Genomic DNA, 17,708 nt, shown 5'->3' on the forward strand with positions numbered 1-17,708 from the left:
CGGGAATAGAGTAAGCACAGCCGGTGAATAGCAGTAAACCAGAAATCCAAAGGACTGTTAATTTCAGAAAGCGGACTTTAGATAGTGTAAAGCCCACTCCTCTCATGCTGGTGCTAGCGGCATACAAAGCGGGTATCCGCCACCTTTCGCCTGCCGAAGAACAGGACTGCAGCGAATGCTGATAACAGCAATCCACTGGTCGCAGGACTACTCACTGTGACCATGCATGCGTTGGGGTTATTCTGACAGACCAGTTCGTTCGCCTTGACCTGCCCTAAGTTGCTCATGAAGGCTTGGGCTGCCTGTTGACTGTCAGTAAGCAAACTATTGAGATCAAAAGCATTGCCGCCGGTGGTATTTGCAAGGGTGGTAAATTCGGTCAACAGCGAGTTCTCGCCACCGGGTAATACGGTATTAAAAAATGTCTCGTGCTGGTCTAGCCATCCACTCACGTCACCCTGAGAGGCAAATTGCGAGTTATCAACTTCATCAGTAAACAAAATAAAGTTTTTCAGCGCACCTTGGGTAAATGTTAAAAGAGGATCATTAAACAGCCAGATTTCATCCAGAGCCACACCCACGGCGTCAAAAGCATTCTCTTCATTGCCGGTATTCTCAATTGCCTTGGCGTCATTCATTGCAGTGGCAGCACTTACGAAATTATCAGTCAGTAAGCGGATGCCACTGGCACCACCGAAGCCTACGATTGCGTAATGTGCCTCGATGTCTCTTTCGGTAAGCGAACTATTAAAGAAATTAAGGTTAGAAAATATATTGGAAGTAAGCCGGTTGGTGTAATTGCCACCATCGTCATCGTTACCCATTGAGCCCGATTCATCCATAAAGATGACGATATCAGACTGAATTAAGGCCGCGTCAGCCTTCGCGGACCACACCGCCAGCAATGTCACAATAACCAACGAAATAAGATTTTTCATACTACAATGCCTCTACTACCGACAGACATCTGCTTAGGGAAAGCTATGGCGTCGAGAGATAACGATGTTGTTAATTTATGTTCTTGGGCTCATTATCGTTGTTTATAAATCAAACAGCAAGGCATCTGCGTTGATCTTAATCGAATTGCTAAGTGTTTAATGAGTATAAAGAATAAAATCTAACCACGTTGGCAACAGATTGCGGTACGCTTATCTGTACTGGTTAGCTGTCATTATCGTTTACAAAAAGGAATTCCCAGTTGTCTGATCCGCTCGTTTCTCTGGTCATGGTAGGACTGCTCTCCATTGGTTGTCAGTACCTGGCATACCGCATACGGTTGCCTGCTATTCTGCCGCTGCTCATCGTCGGTATTCTGGTTGGCCCGGTCTTCGGTGTTCTTGACCCCGATGCCCTGTTTGGCGATCTTTTCTTCCCGGTCGTTTCCTTGTCGGTAGCAATTATTTTATTTGAAGGATCGCTGACCCTTAAATTTAATGACATCGCCGGACACGGCAATATGGTACGTAACCTGTGTTCGGTGGGGGTGGTAGTTACCTGGCTGGTCGCGGCTGTAGCCGCCCACTACACCCTGGAACTTTCCTGGCAACTGTCCTTCCTGTTCGGCGCGATAGTCACCGTCACCGGTCCTACTGTGATTGTGCCTATGTTACGCACCGTACGCCCGAAGACTAATGTGGCCAACATTCTGCGCTGGGAAGGCATCATTATCGACCCCATTGGTGCGTTGCTGGCGGTACTCACCTTTGAGTTTATTGTGGCGTCGCAAGGCTCGGCCATTTCCCATACCCTGTTTACCTTCGGCAAAACCATCGGCATTGGGGTATTTCTGGGTTTCCTGAGTGGCTACCTGCTGGGCCTGTGTATACGGAAAAACTGGATCCCGCATTACCTGCTTAATACCGCCGTACTCACTATTATTCTGGGGGTCTTCGCCGCCTCGAACTACGTGGCTCACGAGTCGGGACTGTTAGCCGTCACTATTACCGGCATGGTGCTGGCCAATATGAAAAACGTGGATGTAGAAGACATCCTGGAGTTTAAAGAAACCCTGTCGGTACTGCTTATCTCTGGCTTGTTTATATTGCTGGCCAGTCGCCTTAATTTAAACAGTGTGGCGGAAATTGGTTGGGGTGTACTGATTGTGCTGGCTGCCATTATGTTTATTGCACGCCCCTTGTCAGTGCTTGCCTCAAGCTTTGGTACCGGCCTTAACTGGCGGGAGCTGGCCCTGCTCAGCTGGATTGCACCGCGGGGCATTGTGGCTGCAGCCGTTTCCGCATTATTTTCTCTCAAGCTGGAGGAATTGGGATACGAGGGTGCCGGAATTATCGTGCCCATCGTTTTTCTGGTGATTATTTCTACGGTGGTTGTCCAAAGCCTGTCAGCGCGGTCGGTAGCGAAGTTACTTAACATGCGGGCGCCTGCGCCAACCGGCTTCCTGATTTTTGGTGGCAGCAAGTTTAGCCGCATGATGGCCAAAGAAATGATGCAGCAGGAGATCTCGGTGTGCATTGCTGACACCAACTGGGATGCTATTCGTGCCGCACGGATGATGGATATTCCGGTGTATTTTGGTAACCCGATGTCAGATCATGCCGCCCGCCATCTAGAGCTCAGTACGTTCGGCACGGTGCTGATCATGTCGCCTTATAAACAGCTCAACCCCATGATTGCGTATCACTTTGAGTACACCATGGGTAAAAATAAGGTATGGGGGCTGTCGAGTAATGAACAGGCTGCCCGTCCCAGTCATCAGGTAGGCGAGCATTACGCCAAGAAGCTCACCCTGTTTGATGAGGGGGTGACCTACGGTTACCTGGCGAGCGCTGTTTCTCAGGGGGGCACCGTCAAAACCACCCGTATAACTGAGGAGTTTACCTACGAGGATTATCTTGAAACGTATGGCGCGCGCGTTACCCCGCTCATTGGGCTGGATCAGGACAACCGAATACACACGTTTCTGACCGATGACGAACTGCAACCGGAAGCCGGCTGGCGGATTATCAGTTTAATTGTACCGGAAGAAGAGCCGGTCTGAGGCTGAAGGAAAACAGCACCCTGCCATTATCGACAGGGTGCCTCTCCCTGGAGAACGTGTAATGTCGCGCCGGTTAGCCGGCTTTATTGTTGGGATTTTGCGATCACCACAGCGTCACAGAAGATATTGCAACGGTCAGGCCACTATTGATAAAACCATATATATCAATGAATTAACCATTTCTCAACTCACAGAGGTTCAACTACCCCACCTCATTTCGGTGCAACCCTACTTCTTCTGCACCACTGAGGGGTTCGTTTTTCGAACAATTATTATAGTTAACAACGCCTTAGCGCCGGCCTTGCATCACCGCATCGAAACAGCTGAGCGTCGCATCCAGTGCACCGCGATTACTTTGCAGCACCTGCCGCCCGGCCTGTCCTGCCTGCCTGGCCTGCTCCGGGTCGTTAAGCCAGGCCGTACATACCCGGGCCATCTGTGCGGCATCTTCGATAATCGTCAATGCGCCGGTGTGTTGCAAATACTCACAAATTACCGGGTTATTGTAGGTGTGGGGACCCATTATGACCGGGACACTGGCTGAGGCCGGCTCCAGGGCATTGTGACCCCCACGGGGCGCCACCGAGCCGCCCACAAATGCAAACGTAGCCACTTCGTACGCCTGATGCAATTTACCCATCTCATCGACTAGCACCACTTCGCAGTTATCATCAATGTGTTCTGTCACAGAACTACGGCAGTAGCTCACCCCGGCTTGATCCAGCAGCCTGGCTACCGTGTCGAATCGCTCCGGATGCCGTGGCACAATAATGAGCAAGGCGTTAGGACTGTGTTGCTGTAACGCGGGCAGCACTTCCAGCAGCAATTGCTCTTCCGGATCATGGGTACTGCCCGCTACCAGCACAGGCCGTGTTCCTTTGTGTAAATTAAGAAAACGCCCCGCGTTGGTTACGTTACCTACCGCCTGATCGAACTTGATATTATTGGTTAGTGTCAGACGGTCGTCGGGCATACCCAACGCCTTATAATTGATGTAGTCTCGCTCGCCCTGGGCGCAGACGTGCGCCACTTTATGCAGCATGGGGTTGAACAGCCCGCGTATTTTGCCGTACCGCACTGCGGAGCGGTCGGTCATCCTCGCATTAATCACCATCACCGGAATGCTGCGTCGCCAGCAGGTGTGTATGAAGTTGGGCCATAACTCAACTTCGGTGATCAGTACCGCACGGGGCTTTACCCGTCTTAGCATGGCAGACATACACACCGGTAAATCGTACGGCAGGTAAAAATGGTGCACGCTGTCACCGAAAATAGCTTTCACCCGTGCCGAGCCGGTGGCCGTGGTGGTAGTTACGGTAATCACTACCTCGGGTTCCCGTTCCATGATGCGTTTGATGAGGCACGATGCCGCTACCACCTCACCGACGGAGACACAGTGAAACAAATAGCCGCCCGGCTTAGGGGGACGGGCGACCAGCCCTAAGCGTTCAAACCGTTGTTGGCCGTGGGTTAACGCCCCCCGTATCAGCAAATGAATGAATACCAGCGGCAACGCTACCGTCAGGGCGCCGGTATACAGCCACCGGCTGAGCGACTGCAACAGGGTGGGACGAAAATGCGATTCAGGCTGCGTCATAAAGGTCACTTCTTGATGTTACCCAGAAGCACGAAAGCTGTTGGGTGCGAGAGGCGTCTCGTCCGGGTGAACTGTATTGATCTACACTGACACAGACCACACTGTACCTCATCATTGGTAGTTAAAGGCTCAATTGTTGCTGTCATTGTAATGGTGTGGGGCAGACTCGCCAACCGAAACTGTGTGGGCCAGCGTCAGACTAGCAGTTAGCGCACGGTTGTGCCCCGCTGTTCCGCCTCTTCTGTAGATTAATACCGCCGCTGTGGACTACAACTGTTTTGTGTTTGCGGCACGTTATTCAACGGAAAAGGGGATCTGCCTGTCCGCTGCTACGTAGTTATTAGCGTGGGGCAGCGCGCCGCGCAGGTCCCCTTCCTATTATTTACGCTATTGCCAGTGGCAATGGCAGGGAAAATGCAAACAACTCACAACGGCAACTGAGCCGAGCAACTGGCGGAGACACTGTGACGACACGGATTTTACACCTGGAGTTTGGGCGTTATCTGTATGGCGGTGCCAAACAGGTCGATTACCTGATTTCGGCACTCGACCAGTATGACGATATCGAGCAGCATCTTGCGTGCCCGGAAGACAGCGCCATTGGGCGCGAAATGAAAGGCCGGTGCAAGGTTCATCCCGTGCCCTACTCATCCGATATCGACGCCCGGGTTGTGCAGCACCTCACTAAACTCATTCGTGATATTGAACCGGATCTGCTGCATATCCACAGCCGGCACGGCAGCGATGTCTGGGGGGCCATAGCCTCCAAAATTACACAGGTTCCCGCAATTTGTACCCGGCGCATCGATACCACCGAATCGGCGTTGTCCAATATTAAGTATTCCCAGTTTGAAGCAGTTGTCAGCATATCTGAAGGTGTAAAAGCTGCAGTTACCAAGCGCTGTCCAGATGACGTTTTGCAGCCGGTTATCCACTCTGCCGTGGATATTGAGGATTTTCCCTACGAGGCCGACCGGGAGTGGCTGAACAAAACATTCGACGTACCCGGTGATCACCAGGTTGTAGCCAACTTTGCTCAGTTGGTGGATCGCAAGGGGCAGGGTGACCTCATTTTAAGTATGCGCAATGTGCTGGCCTCGGCCGACAAGGTAACGTGCTTACTTTTTGGTGAAGGTCCCCAGCGGGATAGTTACCAGTCGCTTATTGACCGGTATGAGCTTAATGAGCATGTGAAATTATGTGGGTTCTCTGACCTGGTGCCACGGATATTGCCAAACGTAGATGTAGTGGTACACCCAGCTTACGCCGAAGGCCTAGGCACCATATTGCTCCAGGCAGGAGCCTGCCGGCGCATGGTTATTGCCTGCCCCACCGGAGGTATTCCTGAGGTGATAGAAGACGGCGAAACCGGCGTGCATGTCGATGTCGGCGCCCCCGATACACTTGGTGAACAGATTATCCTGGCGCTGGAAAACCCGAACCGCCGCCAGCAACTGGGAGAGAATCTGTACCAGCGGGTAGCGGAACACTTTACCCCGAAGGCTATGGCAGAGGCCTACTATGCTCTGTATAAACAGGTGCTGACCAACCAGGAACGCGAGAGTGATTAGCACATGTTATGAACCTTAACACTCTTTAATCACCGCATATTGCCAAGGGACGATTCGTAGCATAGGCTGTAAGTTCCAGCCCCTAAATGTGTTTTGATGTATTGGCCACATACGACGTTTTAAATGATTGCTGTGATGAAGTAATGCCTGTCCGCGTTGCAAGCTGCCCCACAATCCCAAAACAGGTGGGTACACATGTTTAGTACCACCCCCAGTGTGACATCACCTTATGAAATAACCCGGTTAAGAGGCGCCTTGCTGATTGGCGGGGTGCTTGTTTCTATTTTCGTGTTTGCCGATCTTATCCTGTTGCCGGAGTCCTTATACACCGCCTATCTAATTAACCGCTTCGGACTCCAGCTGCCGTTGGTAGTGTTCGCCTTAGCGTTAACATGGTGGCATAAATTTAATCAGATAAAAGAAACATTATTCGCCGTAATTTTGGTCATGTTTACCTACGTAAATTACGGCTTCCTGCACTATGCGTGGGTAACCGAGCGATTTTCCTTCGCCTATGAAGGCACCATTTTATACACCTTCTACTGCATTTTTGCGTTAGGGGTGCCCTTCCGGCTCTCGCTGATTGCCGCAGTAATTAATGTGGTTGGCTTTATCCTGTTAATGTACATGAGCCCGGTTTACGGCGAACGAGTGATGCTGGCAGTTGGCTTTGTAGCCAGTTCGTTGTTTGTAGGGTGTTATGCAAGGTACCGGCTGGATCACGCCATGGCACTGTTAAAATCGACCAATGCCAGGCTAGTTGTTCTCAGTACCCGGGATGAACTCACTGGCTTGCTCAATCGCCGCGCACTTATGGAAGGTGCCGAGTACCTGTTGTCGTTGTGCAAACGAGAGAAGCTGACCACTGGCGTGATCATGGCCGACTTAGATGACTTTAAAAAGTACAACGATGCCTTTGGTCACCAGCAAGGCGACGAGGCGATAATGATGCAGGCTGGCATTCTGAATGAGGTTTTTCAGCGCAAGAGTGATGTAGTGGGCCGCTATGGTGGTGAGGAGTTTATGGTGATGGTCAGCGGCCTGAACGAGCAGGAAGTGACTCAGCAGTGTGAAGCCGTTCTGAATTTGTGGCAGGAGCGTGCTCTGCCACATGCGCACGGTGCATCTCACCCCGTTATGGGTTGCTCGATAGGCGCGGTAGTCAGCAAACCGGATGTGAAAACCAGCTTACAGGCACTGATTAGTCAGGCCGACAAAAACTTGTATGAGGCGAAACACCGAGGCCGGCAAACGTTCTACATCACGTGCATGCCAGATAAGAGCTAAAATAGTAAAGCATGGCAAGCGGCTCCCCCATCACCTCAGTTTACCCTGATAGCACACCAGTAGCTATCTGAAGGACGATTTGCTGTCTCAACTACAGTACTTCATTGCAAGCAATAAAAAAGGCGCTGACCTTACGGACAGCGCCTTTTCTCATTCGATAAAGCTAGCGATTAAACGCCGGCTTTCTCAATAACGTCAACCAGGGCCCAAGATTTGCTCTTAGACATTGGACGACACTCACGAATAGTGACAGTATCGCCCTTGTTGGCTACGTTATTTTCGTCGTGGGCGTGAAGCTTAGTAGAACGCTTGATGAACTTCCCATAGATAGGGTGTTTAACGAATCGTTCAACCATAACAGTGATGGTTTTATCCATCTTGTTGCTAACCACACGACCTTGTACTGTACGAATTTTTTGATCAGTCATTACGCATCAGCCTTTTGAGTCAGAATGGTTTTAACACGCGCGATGTTACGACGCACTTTTCTCAACTGGTCAGTTTTTTCAAGCTGACCGGTTGTGTGCTGCATGCGCAAGTTGAACTGTTCGCGTAGCAGGTTTAACAACTCTGCGTTCAGCTCTTCTACGCTTTTTTCTTTCAGTTCAGTCGCTTTCATTACATCACCGTCCGAGTTACAAAGGTTGTTTTAAATGGCAGTTTTGCCGCTGCCAGTTCAAACGCCTCGCGTGCCAGTTCTTCAGGAACACCTTCCATCTCATACAGAACACGACCAGGTTGAATTTGGCATACCCAGTACTCAACGTTACCTTTACCTTTACCTTGACGAACCTCAAGAGGCTTCTCAGTAATTGGCTTGTCAGGGAAAACCCGAATCCAGATTTTACCTTGACGCTTAACGTGACGAGTCATAGCACGACGCGCTGCTTCGATTTGACGCGCAGTCATGCGACCACGGCCAGTTGCCTTAAGGCCATATGTACCGAAGCTTACTTTGCTACCAGCAACAGCAAGACCACGGTTACGACCTTTATGCTGTTTACGAAATTTCGTACGCTTAGGTTGTAACATGATTAGCCCTCTCGCTTAGCGCTGCGGCCTTTCTTCTTAGGTTGAGCAGGAGGCTGCTCTTGGTTTGTAGGCAGTCCGCCCAGAACCTCACCTTTGAAGATCCATACTTTAACGCCGATGATACCGTAGGTAGTTGACGCTTCTGAGGTTGCGTAATCGATGTCTGCACGGAAAGTGTGCAGCGGAACGCGACCTTCACGATACCATTCAGTACGGGCAATCTCTGCACCGCCTAAACGACCGCTAACTTCAACTTTGATACCTTTAGCACCAAGACGCATTGCGTTTTGTACCGCACGCTTCATAGCACGACGGAACATAACACGACGCTCCAGCTGGCTGGAGATGCTGTCAGCTACTAACTGACCGTCCAGTTCCGGCTTGCGTACTTCAGCAATGTTGATCTGAGCAGGCACGCCGGCCAGCTTAGATACATGGTTACGCAGCTTTTCTACGTCTTCACCTTTCTTACCGATTACAACGCCAGGACGAGCAGTGTGAATAGTTACACGGATGCTCTTCGCAGGGCGCTCAATAACGATTTTCGACAGTGAAGCGTTCTTGAGTTGTTTTGTCAGATACTGACGTACCTGATGATCGTTATACAGGTTATCTGCATAGTCTGAGGTATTAGCGTACCAGGTAGAAGTCCATGGTTTGCTGATACCCAGGCGTATACCTGTAGGATGTACCTTCTGTCCCATTATCTACTCCTAGTTATCCGCTACAACCACAGTGATGTGACTGCTACGCTTAAAGATACGATCAGCACGTCCTTTCGCACGTGGCTTGATTCGCTTCATAGTTGGGCCTTCATCAACAAAGATTTTGGCAACAACTAATTCGTCGATGTCCGCACCTTCGTTGTGCTCTGCATTTGCAATAGCAGATTCCAAAACTTTCTTAATCAGCGCTGCGCTTTTCTTCGGGCTGTACGTCAGAAGCTCGATGGCTTTCTCTACGTGCATACCGCGAACCTGATCCGCAACCAAGCGTGCTTTTTGAGCCGACGTGCGGGCGAAACGATGTTTAGCTAATGCTTCCATTTTCCTATCCCTTAACGTTTGCTTTTCTTATCCGCGACATGGCCGCGGTAAGTACGCGTTGGCGCGAATTCGCCCAACTTGTGGCCTACCATTTCGTCACTGATAATTACAGGAACGTGCTGGCGACCGTTATGGACCGCAATGGTCAACCCAATCATATCTGGGATGATCATAGAACGGCGTGACCAGGTTTTAATTGGTTTACGCTCGTTCTTTTCCACTGCAGCCTCTACCTTCTTCAGCAAGTGAAGGTCGATAAATGGACCTTTCTTGAGAGAACGTGGCATGGTGAATCCTCGCTTTTACTTGTTACGACGACGTACGATAAGTTTATCAGTACGCTTGTTGCTTCGGGTCTTCTTACCTTTAGTAGGAGTACCCCAAGGTGAAACTGGGTGACGGCCACCTGAAGTGCGTCCTTCACCACCACCGTGTGGGTGGTCTACCGGGTTCATGGCAACACCACGAACTGTAGGACGAACACCACGCCAGCGTGTGGCACCGGCTTTACCCAGTGAGCGCAGCATGTGCTCTGCATTACCGACTTCACCAATAGTGGCGCGGCAATCAGACAATACTTTACGCATTTCGCCAGAGCGCAGACGCAGAGTGACGTAGTTTCCGTCACGCGCCAGGATCTGAGCGTAAGCGCCAGCAGAACGTGCAATTTGTGCACCTTTGCCAGGCTTCATTTCGATAGCGTGTACAACGGTACCTACCGGCATGTTGCGCATAGGCATAGCGTTACCAGCTTTGATTGGCGACTGTGTGCCAGACTGGATTTCTGCGCCAGCTTTAATACCTTTAGGTGCCAGAATGTAACGACGCTCACCGTCTGCATACAGTACAAGTGCAATGTTAGCAGAACGGTTTGGATCATATTCTAAACGCTCAACTTTGGCAGGAACGCCATCTTTGTTGCGTTTAAAGTCAATCACACGGTAGTGGTGCTTGTGACCACCGCCGATGTGACGAGTTGTTATACGACCATTGTTGTTACGACCGCCAGATTTGCTGTTTTTTTCCAGCAGGGGTGCATAAGGTGCACCTTTGTGAAGGTCATGATTAACAACCTTAACAACGTGACGACGACCGGCAGAAGTTGGCTTAGCTTTCATTAATGGCATTTCTAATCCCCTTCTTACTCAGCGCCACCGACAAAGTCGATGTCCTGACCTTCTTTAAGCGAAACGTACGCTTTTTTCCAGTCGCTGCGTTTACCGAAAGACATACCGTGACGCTTGGTTTTACCTTTAACGTTCACAGTACGAACTGAATTAACTTCAACCTCGAACAGTTTCTCAACTGCTGCTTTGATTTCCGCCTTGTTCGCATCTTTCGCCACTTTAAATACAACTGTATTTCCTGCTTCAGCAGCCATAGTCGACTTTTCTGAAACGTGTGGTGCGCGAAGCACCTTCAGTAGACGTTCTTCGTTCATGCTAACGCCTCCTCAAGTTGTTTAACTGCATCAGCAGTCATCAGCACTTTTTCGAATGCGATAAGGCTTACTGGGTCGATGCCTGCTACGTCACGTACGTCAACCTTGTACAGGTTGCGCGCGGCCAGGAACAGATTCTCATCAACTTCAGGCGTAACGATAAGAACATCGTTCAGTTCATATTCGTTAAGCTTAGCAATCAGAGATTTTGTCTTAGGTGCGTCAACACCGAACTTCTCAACCACAACCAGACGGTCTTGGCGAATCAGTTCAGACAAGATGCTCTTAATCGCACCACGATACATTTTCTTGTTAACTTTTTGGTCAAAGTCACGTGGTTTAGCGGCAAATGCACGGCCACCACCAACCCAGATTGGGCTGCGGATTGTACCGGCACGGGCACGACCAGTACCCTTCTGACGCCATGGCTTCTTACCACCGCCACGTACTTCTGAACGCGTTTTCTGCGCTTTTGTACCCTGACGAGCACCTGCACCGTAAGCAACGACTACCTGGTGTACCAGGGCTTCGTTGAAATCACGTCCAAAGGTCGCTTCGGATACTTCAAGAGCGCTTTGCGCATCTTTCAATGTTAATTCCATCAGTTCACTCCCCAGACGTTACGCTTTAACAGCAGGCTTAACGATTACATCGCCGCCTGTTGCGCCAGGTACGGCACCTTTAACCAGGATAAGGTTGTTTTCTAAGTCAACACGAACCAGTTCCAAAGACTGCGTAGTCACTTGCTTGTTACCAAGCTGACCAGCCATTTTCTTGCCTTTGAATACTTTACCTGGTGATTGGTTTTGACCAATTGAACCAGGCGCACGGTGCGACAAAGAGTTACCGTGAGTTGCACGTTGCGCTGTGAAATTCCAACGCTTAATTGCACCCGCGAAACCTTTACCCTTGGATGTACCGGTGACATCAATTTTCTTAGTGTCGTTGAAGATTTCTACGGTGATTTCACCGCCAACTTCAAAATCGGCACCTTCGTTGTCTTCCAGGCGGAATTCTACCAGACCACGACCAGCTTCAACGCCTGCTTTAGCAAAATGACCTGCTTCAGCTTTGTTAACGCGGTTCGCTTTCTTGGTTCCAGCAGTAACCTGAAGAGCGCGATAACCGTCTGTGTCCTCAGTACGTAACTGAGTGATACGGTTTGGGGTCGCTTCGATAACAGTCACAGGGATAGACGTGCCATCTTCAGTGAAGATGCGAGTCATACCCACTTTACGACCGACTAGACCAATCGCCATTGTTATAACCCTCTCTTGTTAGCCCAGGCTGATTTGAACATCAACGCCGGCAGCCAAGTCCAAACGCATCAGCGCGTCAACTGTTTTATCAGTTGGCTCAATGATGTCTACCAAACGCTTGTGAGTACGAATCTCATATTGGTCACGTGCGTCTTTATTCACGTGAGGAGATGTCAACACTGTATAGCGTTCTTTGCGAGTAGGCAGAGGAATTGGACCGCTGACCTGAGCACCAGTACGTTTCGCCGTTTCAACGATTTCAGCCGTAGACTGATCGATCAACTTGTGATCAAACGCTTTTAAACGAATACGAATTCTTTGATTTGGCATCGATTAAGCTCCAATCGAAAGAACAAAAAAATTCACCTTTTCTCTCCCTTTTTGTAGTTGGGAAGAAAAGATGTGCGTAAACCGGTGGTTCCCAATCGGAACCCTGTTCTTTTTTCTAGCACGCCAGCAACAGGTTTAAGTCTTAGAGACGGCTTCCGTTACATTGGCAACCACCCTAAAAGCAGTGAGGTCGCGGCTAAAAATTTCTTGCTCGTATTGAGCAGTGAGCGCGGATTATACAGAGATTCAGGGGTAACGCAAGCTGTTTGCTGCGTAAATTATGATCTGTTTTGGTTTGCGCACTTTATGGTCACTAAAACTATAGTGTTAATGTCAGTCTGCCTTTATTCCCGCCCCTCAGCCCGCTTATTCCTAAGTTCTCCACACTTCTGTCAGCGTATCCGCAACACCATTCTTTTCAGGTTGTTCAATTTACTATTAAGTTTTCTCAGAATCTCCCGTTAACCGGGCTGTAAAAGCAATAAGCGCAACCTGTGTGTGAAGTTACCTGCTGCCTTCATCACCTTATAAAGCGTGAGCCTTTACACGTCCGACCTATTTAGATTGGTCTATAGCTAACGATCAGCCGTTAGTTAACATTAATAAAGTATCGTTTAAAAGGTAAGTGCCGGTAACGGCCAAGCAGGTTACCTGTCAGTGTATTCATCAGATGGGGGGCAAGCATGTCAAACACCGCAGAAAGACAATATTCCATACGCGGTATACTTATATTATCAGTCAGTGCAGTCATTTTATTACTTGGCATCATTGCCACTATTTATCTGGTCAGCAGTACCAACAGCGAGATTGAACAAAGGGCTGGCGAAGAACAACAAGACATCAAAGACGAACTGATCAGTATTCTTACTACCACTAACTCACTGATGACCCAGCAGGTACAGGCATCGCTTAATACCCTGGTAGAAAAGACCACCCAACTCGGCGCCCCCCGCCTGCAATCCGGCAGTAACCCACCGGTATTGTATTTCGGCAATACGCCCATGAACGGTAATACCCAAATTGTGGATAGCGTGACTCAGCTGCTGGGCGGCACCGCGACGCTCTTTGTACGTCAGGGTAATGACTACGTTCGGGTGGCAACCAATGTCATTAAAGATGGTAAGCGTGCGACCGGTACCCGACTAGACCCGAACGGCCTGGCAATAGCCAGTATCCGTAATAAAGACACCTTCATCGGGCAGGTTGATATATTAGGCAAGCCCTATATTACCGCTTATAAACCTATTCTCGACGCCACGAATACCGTAATTGGTATCTGGTATGTGGGCTATAACGCCGACATTGCCGGGCTTAAAGACACGGTACAAAGCTCCCGGGTGTTGAACGATGGTATTGTTGTGCTACGCGATGACAAAGGTCGTGTGCGCGCACACAGCGATAACCTCACCGATAACGAATTATCCCGTATCAATCTGGATGACTCGTCACACTGGCAAAACCAAACCTACCCCTTTACCCCATGGCGCTATACCATCGACGTGGCTTATTCCGAAGATGAAGTAAACAGTATTGTGGCAGGCGAACTCAGTCGCCTGGTGATTATGCTGTTAATTGGCGCCCTGGTATTGATTGCCATATTGGTGGTCCTGGTGCGCAAATCAGTGTCGGCGCCGCTTAAGAAACTCAGTAACCGTATCCATGCCTTAGCCAGTGCGGAAGGCGATCTCACCCAGCGCTTTGAGCGCGGTAATATACGGGAAGTAAACGAGATATCTCTGGAGTTTAATGCCCTGCTGGAAAAGCTGCGCAATACCATAGCGCAAAGTTCTGATGCATCTCATTCTATTGCTACCAGTTGTGAGCAATTAACAGCCACTGCTGCACAGTCTCACGATGTCGCCGAGAGACAGGCTGAAGAAACCGAACAGGTGGCTACCGCCATCAACGAGCTTAACGCCACCGCCCATTCAGTGGCGCAAAGTGCAGCTGAAGCCGAAACCATGTCAGTAGACATTGCTGATTTAGCCGCCGCCACCCGCGAACTGGTAACCAAAACTACATCGCTGGCCGAGCAACAGCGCCGGGCGCTGACCGACACCAGCCTGCGCTCGAAAGAGCTGACTGTTCTGTCCGGCAACATAGACAATGTGCTGTCAGTAATAGAAAGCATTGCAGAGCAAACCAACCTGTTGGCTTTAAACGCAGCCATTGAATCGGCCCGTGCCGGTGAGCATGGTCGGGGTTTTGCGGTGGTGTCTGATGAAGTGCGTCAGCTTGCTGTGCGCACCCAGGAGTCGATTAAAGAAATTCAGTCGAACATTGCCAAGGTACAGCAAGCCGTGGAGCAAGTTGATGATTCAGTTCTGGAATGCGCGCAGCAGTCCGAAGAGGTGGCCACCCAGAGCGCTGAAACGGCCAGCGGCATCACCAGTCTGACTGAGAAGATTGATAAAATTCGCAGCACCAACGTGGAAATGGCCAGCGTGGCTGAGGAACAAAGCCAGGTAACCGAGCAGCTGAGCATGAATGTAGAGACCATCCGTGAATCATCGCAGCAAAACGCGCAGTTTGTAGAAAGCACCAATACATCGGCCCACCGGGTGGCCGAATTGGCCGAAGCTATTAACGAGCAGCTGCGCGGCTACAAAACCCGTTAACCGCTTCAGCTGGCCGTGAATAAATTCAACCACCGAAACCAAGCAGCGGGTATGGCTCGCTGCTTTACGCTTAAACAGTACGCAAGCGTTTCATTAATGGCTCCTGTCTTCGGGCACAGTTTCCCGACCCGTCACTGGTACTTCGCGAATGAAAGGGTTATGGTCACAGAACAACTGACTAATCCAAACGCGTTTGAGTTACTTAATTATGTGCATACGCAGGGAAAGTCGTTTAAAAAACGTATGATCACAGTATGATACTTCGAAGCAATTAAGGCAGCGTTAGTCGGATAAGCATGTTAGACACAAGCAGTCAGCACTCACTGGACCAAATAAAAAGTATTCTCAGCAACCATTCTTCGTTAATGGATGCGTACGGCAAACTGGAACCCATCATTCTGAAAATGTTTGGCGCCAAGCGCATGAGTATTTTCCAGCGCCGTCGTCAGCATCAGGATCTGGTTGCCCGCTTTAAAACCGGCAAAGAAACCCTCGAAATAAAGGTGCCCATCAGCCCGATGTCGATTGCCGGGTATGTGGCGCTGGCGCAGCTGCCGTTAATGATAGCCGACCCGTACAACGCTGCCGAGCTTAAAGAAATTCACCCGCGTCTGCGTTTTGCAGACAAGTTCGACAAAACCAGTGACTTTAAGACCACCAATATTCTCTGTGTTCCTATTCTGAACGCCGGTGTCATGATGGGCGTTATGCAAATCATTAATAAGCAGCAGGGCAGCTTTAACGACGATGATCTGCAACTGGCGCAGGAGCTGGCCAACATTCTTGGTGCAAAATTCCGCTTTGAACTGGGTGGCACCAACAACCCCTTCGATTTACTGCTACATGAAAATGCCATCAGTGAAAAGGCCCTGAAAGAGCTGGTAGAGTCTTCCAGCGATTTGCGTCAGGTCATTCAGCGCCTTACCTCTGAGCACCGTATTTCCGAAGATAAAATTGGTAACTCGCTGTCTATTCATTACCAGGTGCCGTTTTTATCTTACTTGCCGGACAAGTATCACCTGTACCAAAGTGACAGCCGGCTGAACCTGTCATACCTGAAGCGTAACTTTGTGGCCGTGATTGCCGATGTCCGCGATAAACCCATTGTGCTGATGGCCGAGCCCAACAATGCCGCATTGCTGATGGAGATTGAGAGCGCGCTGGGTATCGACAGCTATGATATTGCCGTAGGACTGCCTAACCATGTAATGCAATACTTAGGTGAAGGCGGTGGCGGCAACGCGCCGGGTGAAATGAGCGAAATTCTGGATGAAATTGGCTCTACCTCGGAAGACAATGATGATCAGGTAGACGAACTGTCGGACGACGCGCCGGCGGTTGTGCGTCTGGTTAGCCGGGTATTGCACGACGCCAAACGTCTGAATGCCTCAGATATCCACATCGACCCGGAAAAAAACGCCCCTACCCGGGTGCGCATGCGTGTTGATGGGGTTTGCCGTGACATGAGTCAGGTCCCCAACTCACACCATAACGCCGTGATTGCCCGTATTAAGATTATGGCCAACCTCAACATTGCCGAAAAGCGGGTACCTCAAGACGGTAAACTGGCGTTTCGCATGAGCGGCCAGCTGGTAGAAGTGCGGGTAGCCACTATTCCCACCGTGGCCGGCGAAGGCGTGGTCATGCGTATTCTTGCCTCGGGTGGTGCCATGCCTATCGGCAAAATGAACCTGGCGCTGGGCAATATGCAACGCCTGGAAGAAATGATTAAAAAGCCTCACGGTATCCTGCTGGTTGTGGGTCCCACCGGTTCGGGTAAAACCACCACCCTGCACGCCATTCTGGGGTATCTGAACACCCCGGAGAAGAAAATCTGGACGGCAGAAGATCCGGTGGAAATCACCCAGCCAGGGCTGCAACAGGTACAGGTTAGTCCGAAAATTGGCTTTACCTTTGCCAACGCCCTGCGCGCCTTTCTGCGGGCCGACCCCGACATTATTCTGATTGGTGAGATGCGGGACAAAGAAACCGCTCACGCGGGTATTGAAGCGTCGCTGACCGGTCACATGGTGCTATCCACGCTGCACACCAACTCAGCGCCGGAAACTATTACCCGTCTGCTCGACTTAGGGCTGGATCCGGTAAATTTCTCCGACGCCTGTGTAGGGATCCTGGCTCAGCGGCTTATCCGTACCCTGTGCGGCAACTGCAAAGAGAAATATACCGCCACCGAGCACGACCTTGCGTTTATTAAGCGCCAGTACGGCGAAGATTTTCTGGCTGAACTGAATTTGCCTCAGCCCTTACAGCTGTATAAAGCGGCAGGCTGTGATGAATGTGGTGATACCGGTTACCGGGGCCGGACCGGCGTTCACGAGCTACTGGGGATGACGCCGGAATTGCGCTCCATGATATACAAGGAAGCCAGCGTGGCTGAAATGAAAGCGCAAGCCATGAGCGATGGCATGCGTACCCTTATTCAAGATGCTATTTATAAAGTACTGAAAGGCGATACCGACATCGCACAGGTACAAATTGTTGGCGGCGACTAGCGGCCAACAATCTGCC

The 17,708-nt window shown here is 50.3% G+C and carries 18 protein-coding genes; 5 read left to right on the forward strand and 13 right to left on the reverse strand.

All coding sequences use genetic code 11. The features are described from left to right. Positions 1-113: 113 nt before the first annotated feature. Positions 114-938, reverse strand: coding sequence for a vWA domain-containing protein (locus OCL06_RS02000; RefSeq protein WP_262992069.1), 825 nt, complete (start codon positions 936-938; stop codon positions 114-116). A 260-nt stretch (positions 939-1,198) separates the two neighbouring features. Between OCL06_RS02000 and OCL06_RS02005 the strand changes: the two genes are divergently transcribed. Beyond that, the gene (locus OCL06_RS02005) at positions 1,199-2,998 is read left to right on the forward strand and encodes a cation:proton antiporter (RefSeq protein ID WP_262992070.1); all 1,800 of its coding nucleotides are present in this window, start codon (positions 1,199-1,201) and stop codon (positions 2,996-2,998) included. A gap of 289 nt (positions 2,999-3,287) precedes the next feature. Here OCL06_RS02005 and OCL06_RS02010 read toward each other — a convergent pair whose 3' ends face one another. Next, complete coding sequence (locus tag OCL06_RS02010) at positions 3,288-4,595, reverse strand: 3-deoxy-D-manno-octulosonic acid transferase (protein ID WP_262992071.1); 1,308 nt, start codon at positions 4,593-4,595, stop codon at positions 3,288-3,290. A gap of 464 nt (positions 4,596-5,059) precedes the next feature. Between OCL06_RS02010 and OCL06_RS02015 the strand changes: the two genes are divergently transcribed. Both OCL06_RS02015 and OCL06_RS02020 read left to right on the forward strand, forming a co-directional pair. Beyond that, on the forward strand, positions 5,060-6,166 hold the full coding sequence (locus tag OCL06_RS02015; RefSeq protein ID WP_262992072.1) for a glycosyltransferase family 4 protein: 1,107 nt from the start codon (positions 5,060-5,062) through the stop codon (positions 6,164-6,166). Between the two features lie 195 nt (positions 6,167-6,361). Beyond that, complete coding sequence (locus OCL06_RS02020; RefSeq protein WP_262992073.1) at positions 6,362-7,453, forward strand: GGDEF domain-containing protein; 1,092 nt, start codon at positions 6,362-6,364, stop codon at positions 7,451-7,453. A 170-nt stretch (positions 7,454-7,623) separates the two neighbouring features. Here OCL06_RS02020 and rpsQ read toward each other — a convergent pair whose 3' ends face one another. Genes rpsQ through rpsJ form a run of 11 tightly spaced genes read right to left on the reverse strand, consistent with a single transcriptional unit; the run spans position 7,624 to position 12,561 of the window. After that, positions 7,624-7,881, reverse strand: a complete 258-nt coding sequence (rpsQ, locus tag OCL06_RS02025) for a 30S ribosomal protein S17 (RefSeq protein ID WP_262992074.1) — start codon at positions 7,879-7,881, stop codon at positions 7,624-7,626. Further along, entirely contained in the window at positions 7,881-8,072 is a 192-nt protein-coding gene (rpmC, locus tag OCL06_RS02030; protein WP_130638407.1) for a 50S ribosomal protein L29, read from the reverse strand. Before rpmC ends, rpsQ begins: the two co-directional genes overlap by 1 nt. Then, entirely contained in the window at positions 8,072-8,485 is a 414-nt protein-coding gene (gene rplP / locus OCL06_RS02035; RefSeq protein WP_262992075.1) for a 50S ribosomal protein L16, read from the reverse strand. Before rplP ends, rpmC begins: the two co-directional genes overlap by 1 nt. A gap of 2 nt (positions 8,486-8,487) precedes the next feature. Next, on the reverse strand, positions 8,488-9,189 hold the full coding sequence (gene rpsC / locus OCL06_RS02040) for a 30S ribosomal protein S3 (protein WP_262992076.1): 702 nt from the start codon (positions 9,187-9,189) through the stop codon (positions 8,488-8,490). A gap of 9 nt (positions 9,190-9,198) precedes the next feature. Next, positions 9,199-9,531, reverse strand: a complete 333-nt coding sequence (gene rplV / locus OCL06_RS02045) for a 50S ribosomal protein L22 (RefSeq protein WP_262992077.1) — start codon at positions 9,529-9,531, stop codon at positions 9,199-9,201. A gap of 11 nt (positions 9,532-9,542) precedes the next feature. Then, a complete protein-coding gene (gene rpsS / locus OCL06_RS02050) occupies positions 9,543-9,818 on the reverse strand; it encodes a 30S ribosomal protein S19 (RefSeq protein WP_013785731.1) in 276 nt (91 codons plus the stop codon). A gap of 15 nt (positions 9,819-9,833) precedes the next feature. Continuing rightward, positions 9,834-10,658: a 50S ribosomal protein L2 gene (gene rplB / locus OCL06_RS02055; RefSeq protein WP_262992078.1), complete on the reverse strand. Its 825-nt coding sequence runs from the start codon at positions 10,656-10,658 to the stop codon at positions 9,834-9,836. 14 nt (positions 10,659-10,672) lie between these two features. Next, positions 10,673-10,972: a 50S ribosomal protein L23 gene (gene rplW / locus OCL06_RS02060; protein WP_262992079.1), complete on the reverse strand. Its 300-nt coding sequence runs from the start codon at positions 10,970-10,972 to the stop codon at positions 10,673-10,675. Continuing rightward, positions 10,969-11,574 carry a 50S ribosomal protein L4 gene (rplD, locus tag OCL06_RS02065; protein ID WP_262992080.1) on the reverse strand — a complete coding sequence of 202 codons (606 nt, stop codon included), beginning with the start codon at positions 11,572-11,574 and terminating at the stop codon, positions 10,969-10,971. Before rplD ends, rplW begins: the two co-directional genes overlap by 4 nt. Positions 11,575-11,592: 18 nt before the next feature. After that, the gene (rplC, locus tag OCL06_RS02070) at positions 11,593-12,231 is read right to left on the reverse strand and encodes a 50S ribosomal protein L3 (protein WP_262992081.1); all 639 of its coding nucleotides are present in this window, start codon (positions 12,229-12,231) and stop codon (positions 11,593-11,595) included. Positions 12,232-12,249: 18 nt separating this feature from the next. Further along, positions 12,250-12,561: a 30S ribosomal protein S10 gene (rpsJ, locus tag OCL06_RS02075; RefSeq protein WP_006012796.1), complete on the reverse strand. Its 312-nt coding sequence runs from the start codon at positions 12,559-12,561 to the stop codon at positions 12,250-12,252. A 683-nt stretch (positions 12,562-13,244) separates the two neighbouring features. Here rpsJ and OCL06_RS02080 point away from each other — a divergent pair. Then, positions 13,245-15,179 carry a methyl-accepting chemotaxis protein gene (locus tag OCL06_RS02080; protein WP_262992082.1) on the forward strand — a complete coding sequence of 645 codons (1,935 nt, stop codon included), beginning with the start codon at positions 13,245-13,247 and terminating at the stop codon, positions 15,177-15,179. A gap of 296 nt (positions 15,180-15,475) precedes the next feature. Then, positions 15,476-17,692: a GspE/PulE family protein gene (locus tag OCL06_RS02085; RefSeq protein WP_262992083.1), complete on the forward strand. Its 2,217-nt coding sequence runs from the start codon at positions 15,476-15,478 to the stop codon at positions 17,690-17,692. The last annotated feature ends 16 nt before the right edge of the window (positions 17,693-17,708 follow it).

This window comes from Alteromonas salexigens, assembly GCF_025628895.1.
Classification (GTDB): Bacteria; Pseudomonadota; Gammaproteobacteria; order Enterobacterales; family Alteromonadaceae; genus Alteromonas; species Alteromonas salexigens.

Coding starts and splice junctions, on each gene's coding strand:
- OCL06_RS02000 (WP_262992069.1), bottom strand. CDS start 938: ATGAAAAATCTTATTTCGTTGGTTATTGTGACATTGCTGGCGGTGTGG.
- OCL06_RS02010 (WP_262992071.1), bottom strand. CDS start 4,595: ATGACGCAGCCTGAATCGCATTTTCGTCCCACCCTGTTGCAGTCGCTC.
- OCL06_RS02020 (WP_262992073.1), top strand. CDS start 6,362: ATGTTTAGTACCACCCCCAGTGTGACATCACCTTATGAAATAACCCGG.
- rpsQ (WP_262992074.1), bottom strand. CDS start 7,881: ATGACTGATCAAAAAATTCGTACAGTACAAGGTCGTGTGGTTAGCAAC.
- rpmC (WP_130638407.1), bottom strand. CDS start 8,072: ATGAAAGCGACTGAACTGAAAGAAAAAAGCGTAGAAGAGCTGAACGCA.
- rplP (WP_262992075.1), bottom strand. CDS start 8,485: ATGTTACAACCTAAGCGTACGAAATTTCGTAAACAGCATAAAGGTCGT.
- rpsC (WP_262992076.1), bottom strand. CDS start 9,189: ATGGGACAGAAGGTACATCCTACAGGTATACGCCTGGGTATCAGCAAA.
- rplV (WP_262992077.1), bottom strand. CDS start 9,531: ATGGAAGCATTAGCTAAACATCGTTTCGCCCGCACGTCGGCTCAAAAA.
- rpsS (WP_013785731.1), bottom strand. CDS start 9,818: ATGCCACGTTCTCTCAAGAAAGGTCCATTTATCGACCTTCACTTGCTG.
- rplB (WP_262992078.1), bottom strand. CDS start 10,658: ATGCCATTAATGAAAGCTAAGCCAACTTCTGCCGGTCGTCGTCACGTT.
- rplW (WP_262992079.1), bottom strand. CDS start 10,972: ATGAACGAAGAACGTCTACTGAAGGTGCTTCGCGCACCACACGTTTCA.
- rplD (WP_262992080.1), bottom strand. CDS start 11,574: ATGGAATTAACATTGAAAGATGCGCAAAGCGCTCTTGAAGTATCCGAA.
- rplC (WP_262992081.1), bottom strand. CDS start 12,231: ATGGCGATTGGTCTAGTCGGTCGTAAAGTGGGTATGACTCGCATCTTC.
- rpsJ (WP_006012796.1), bottom strand. CDS start 12,561: ATGCCAAATCAAAGAATTCGTATTCGTTTAAAAGCGTTTGATCACAAG.
- OCL06_RS02080 (WP_262992082.1), top strand. CDS start 13,245: ATGTCAAACACCGCAGAAAGACAATATTCCATACGCGGTATACTTATA.
- OCL06_RS02085 (WP_262992083.1), top strand. CDS start 15,476: ATGTTAGACACAAGCAGTCAGCACTCACTGGACCAAATAAAAAGTATT.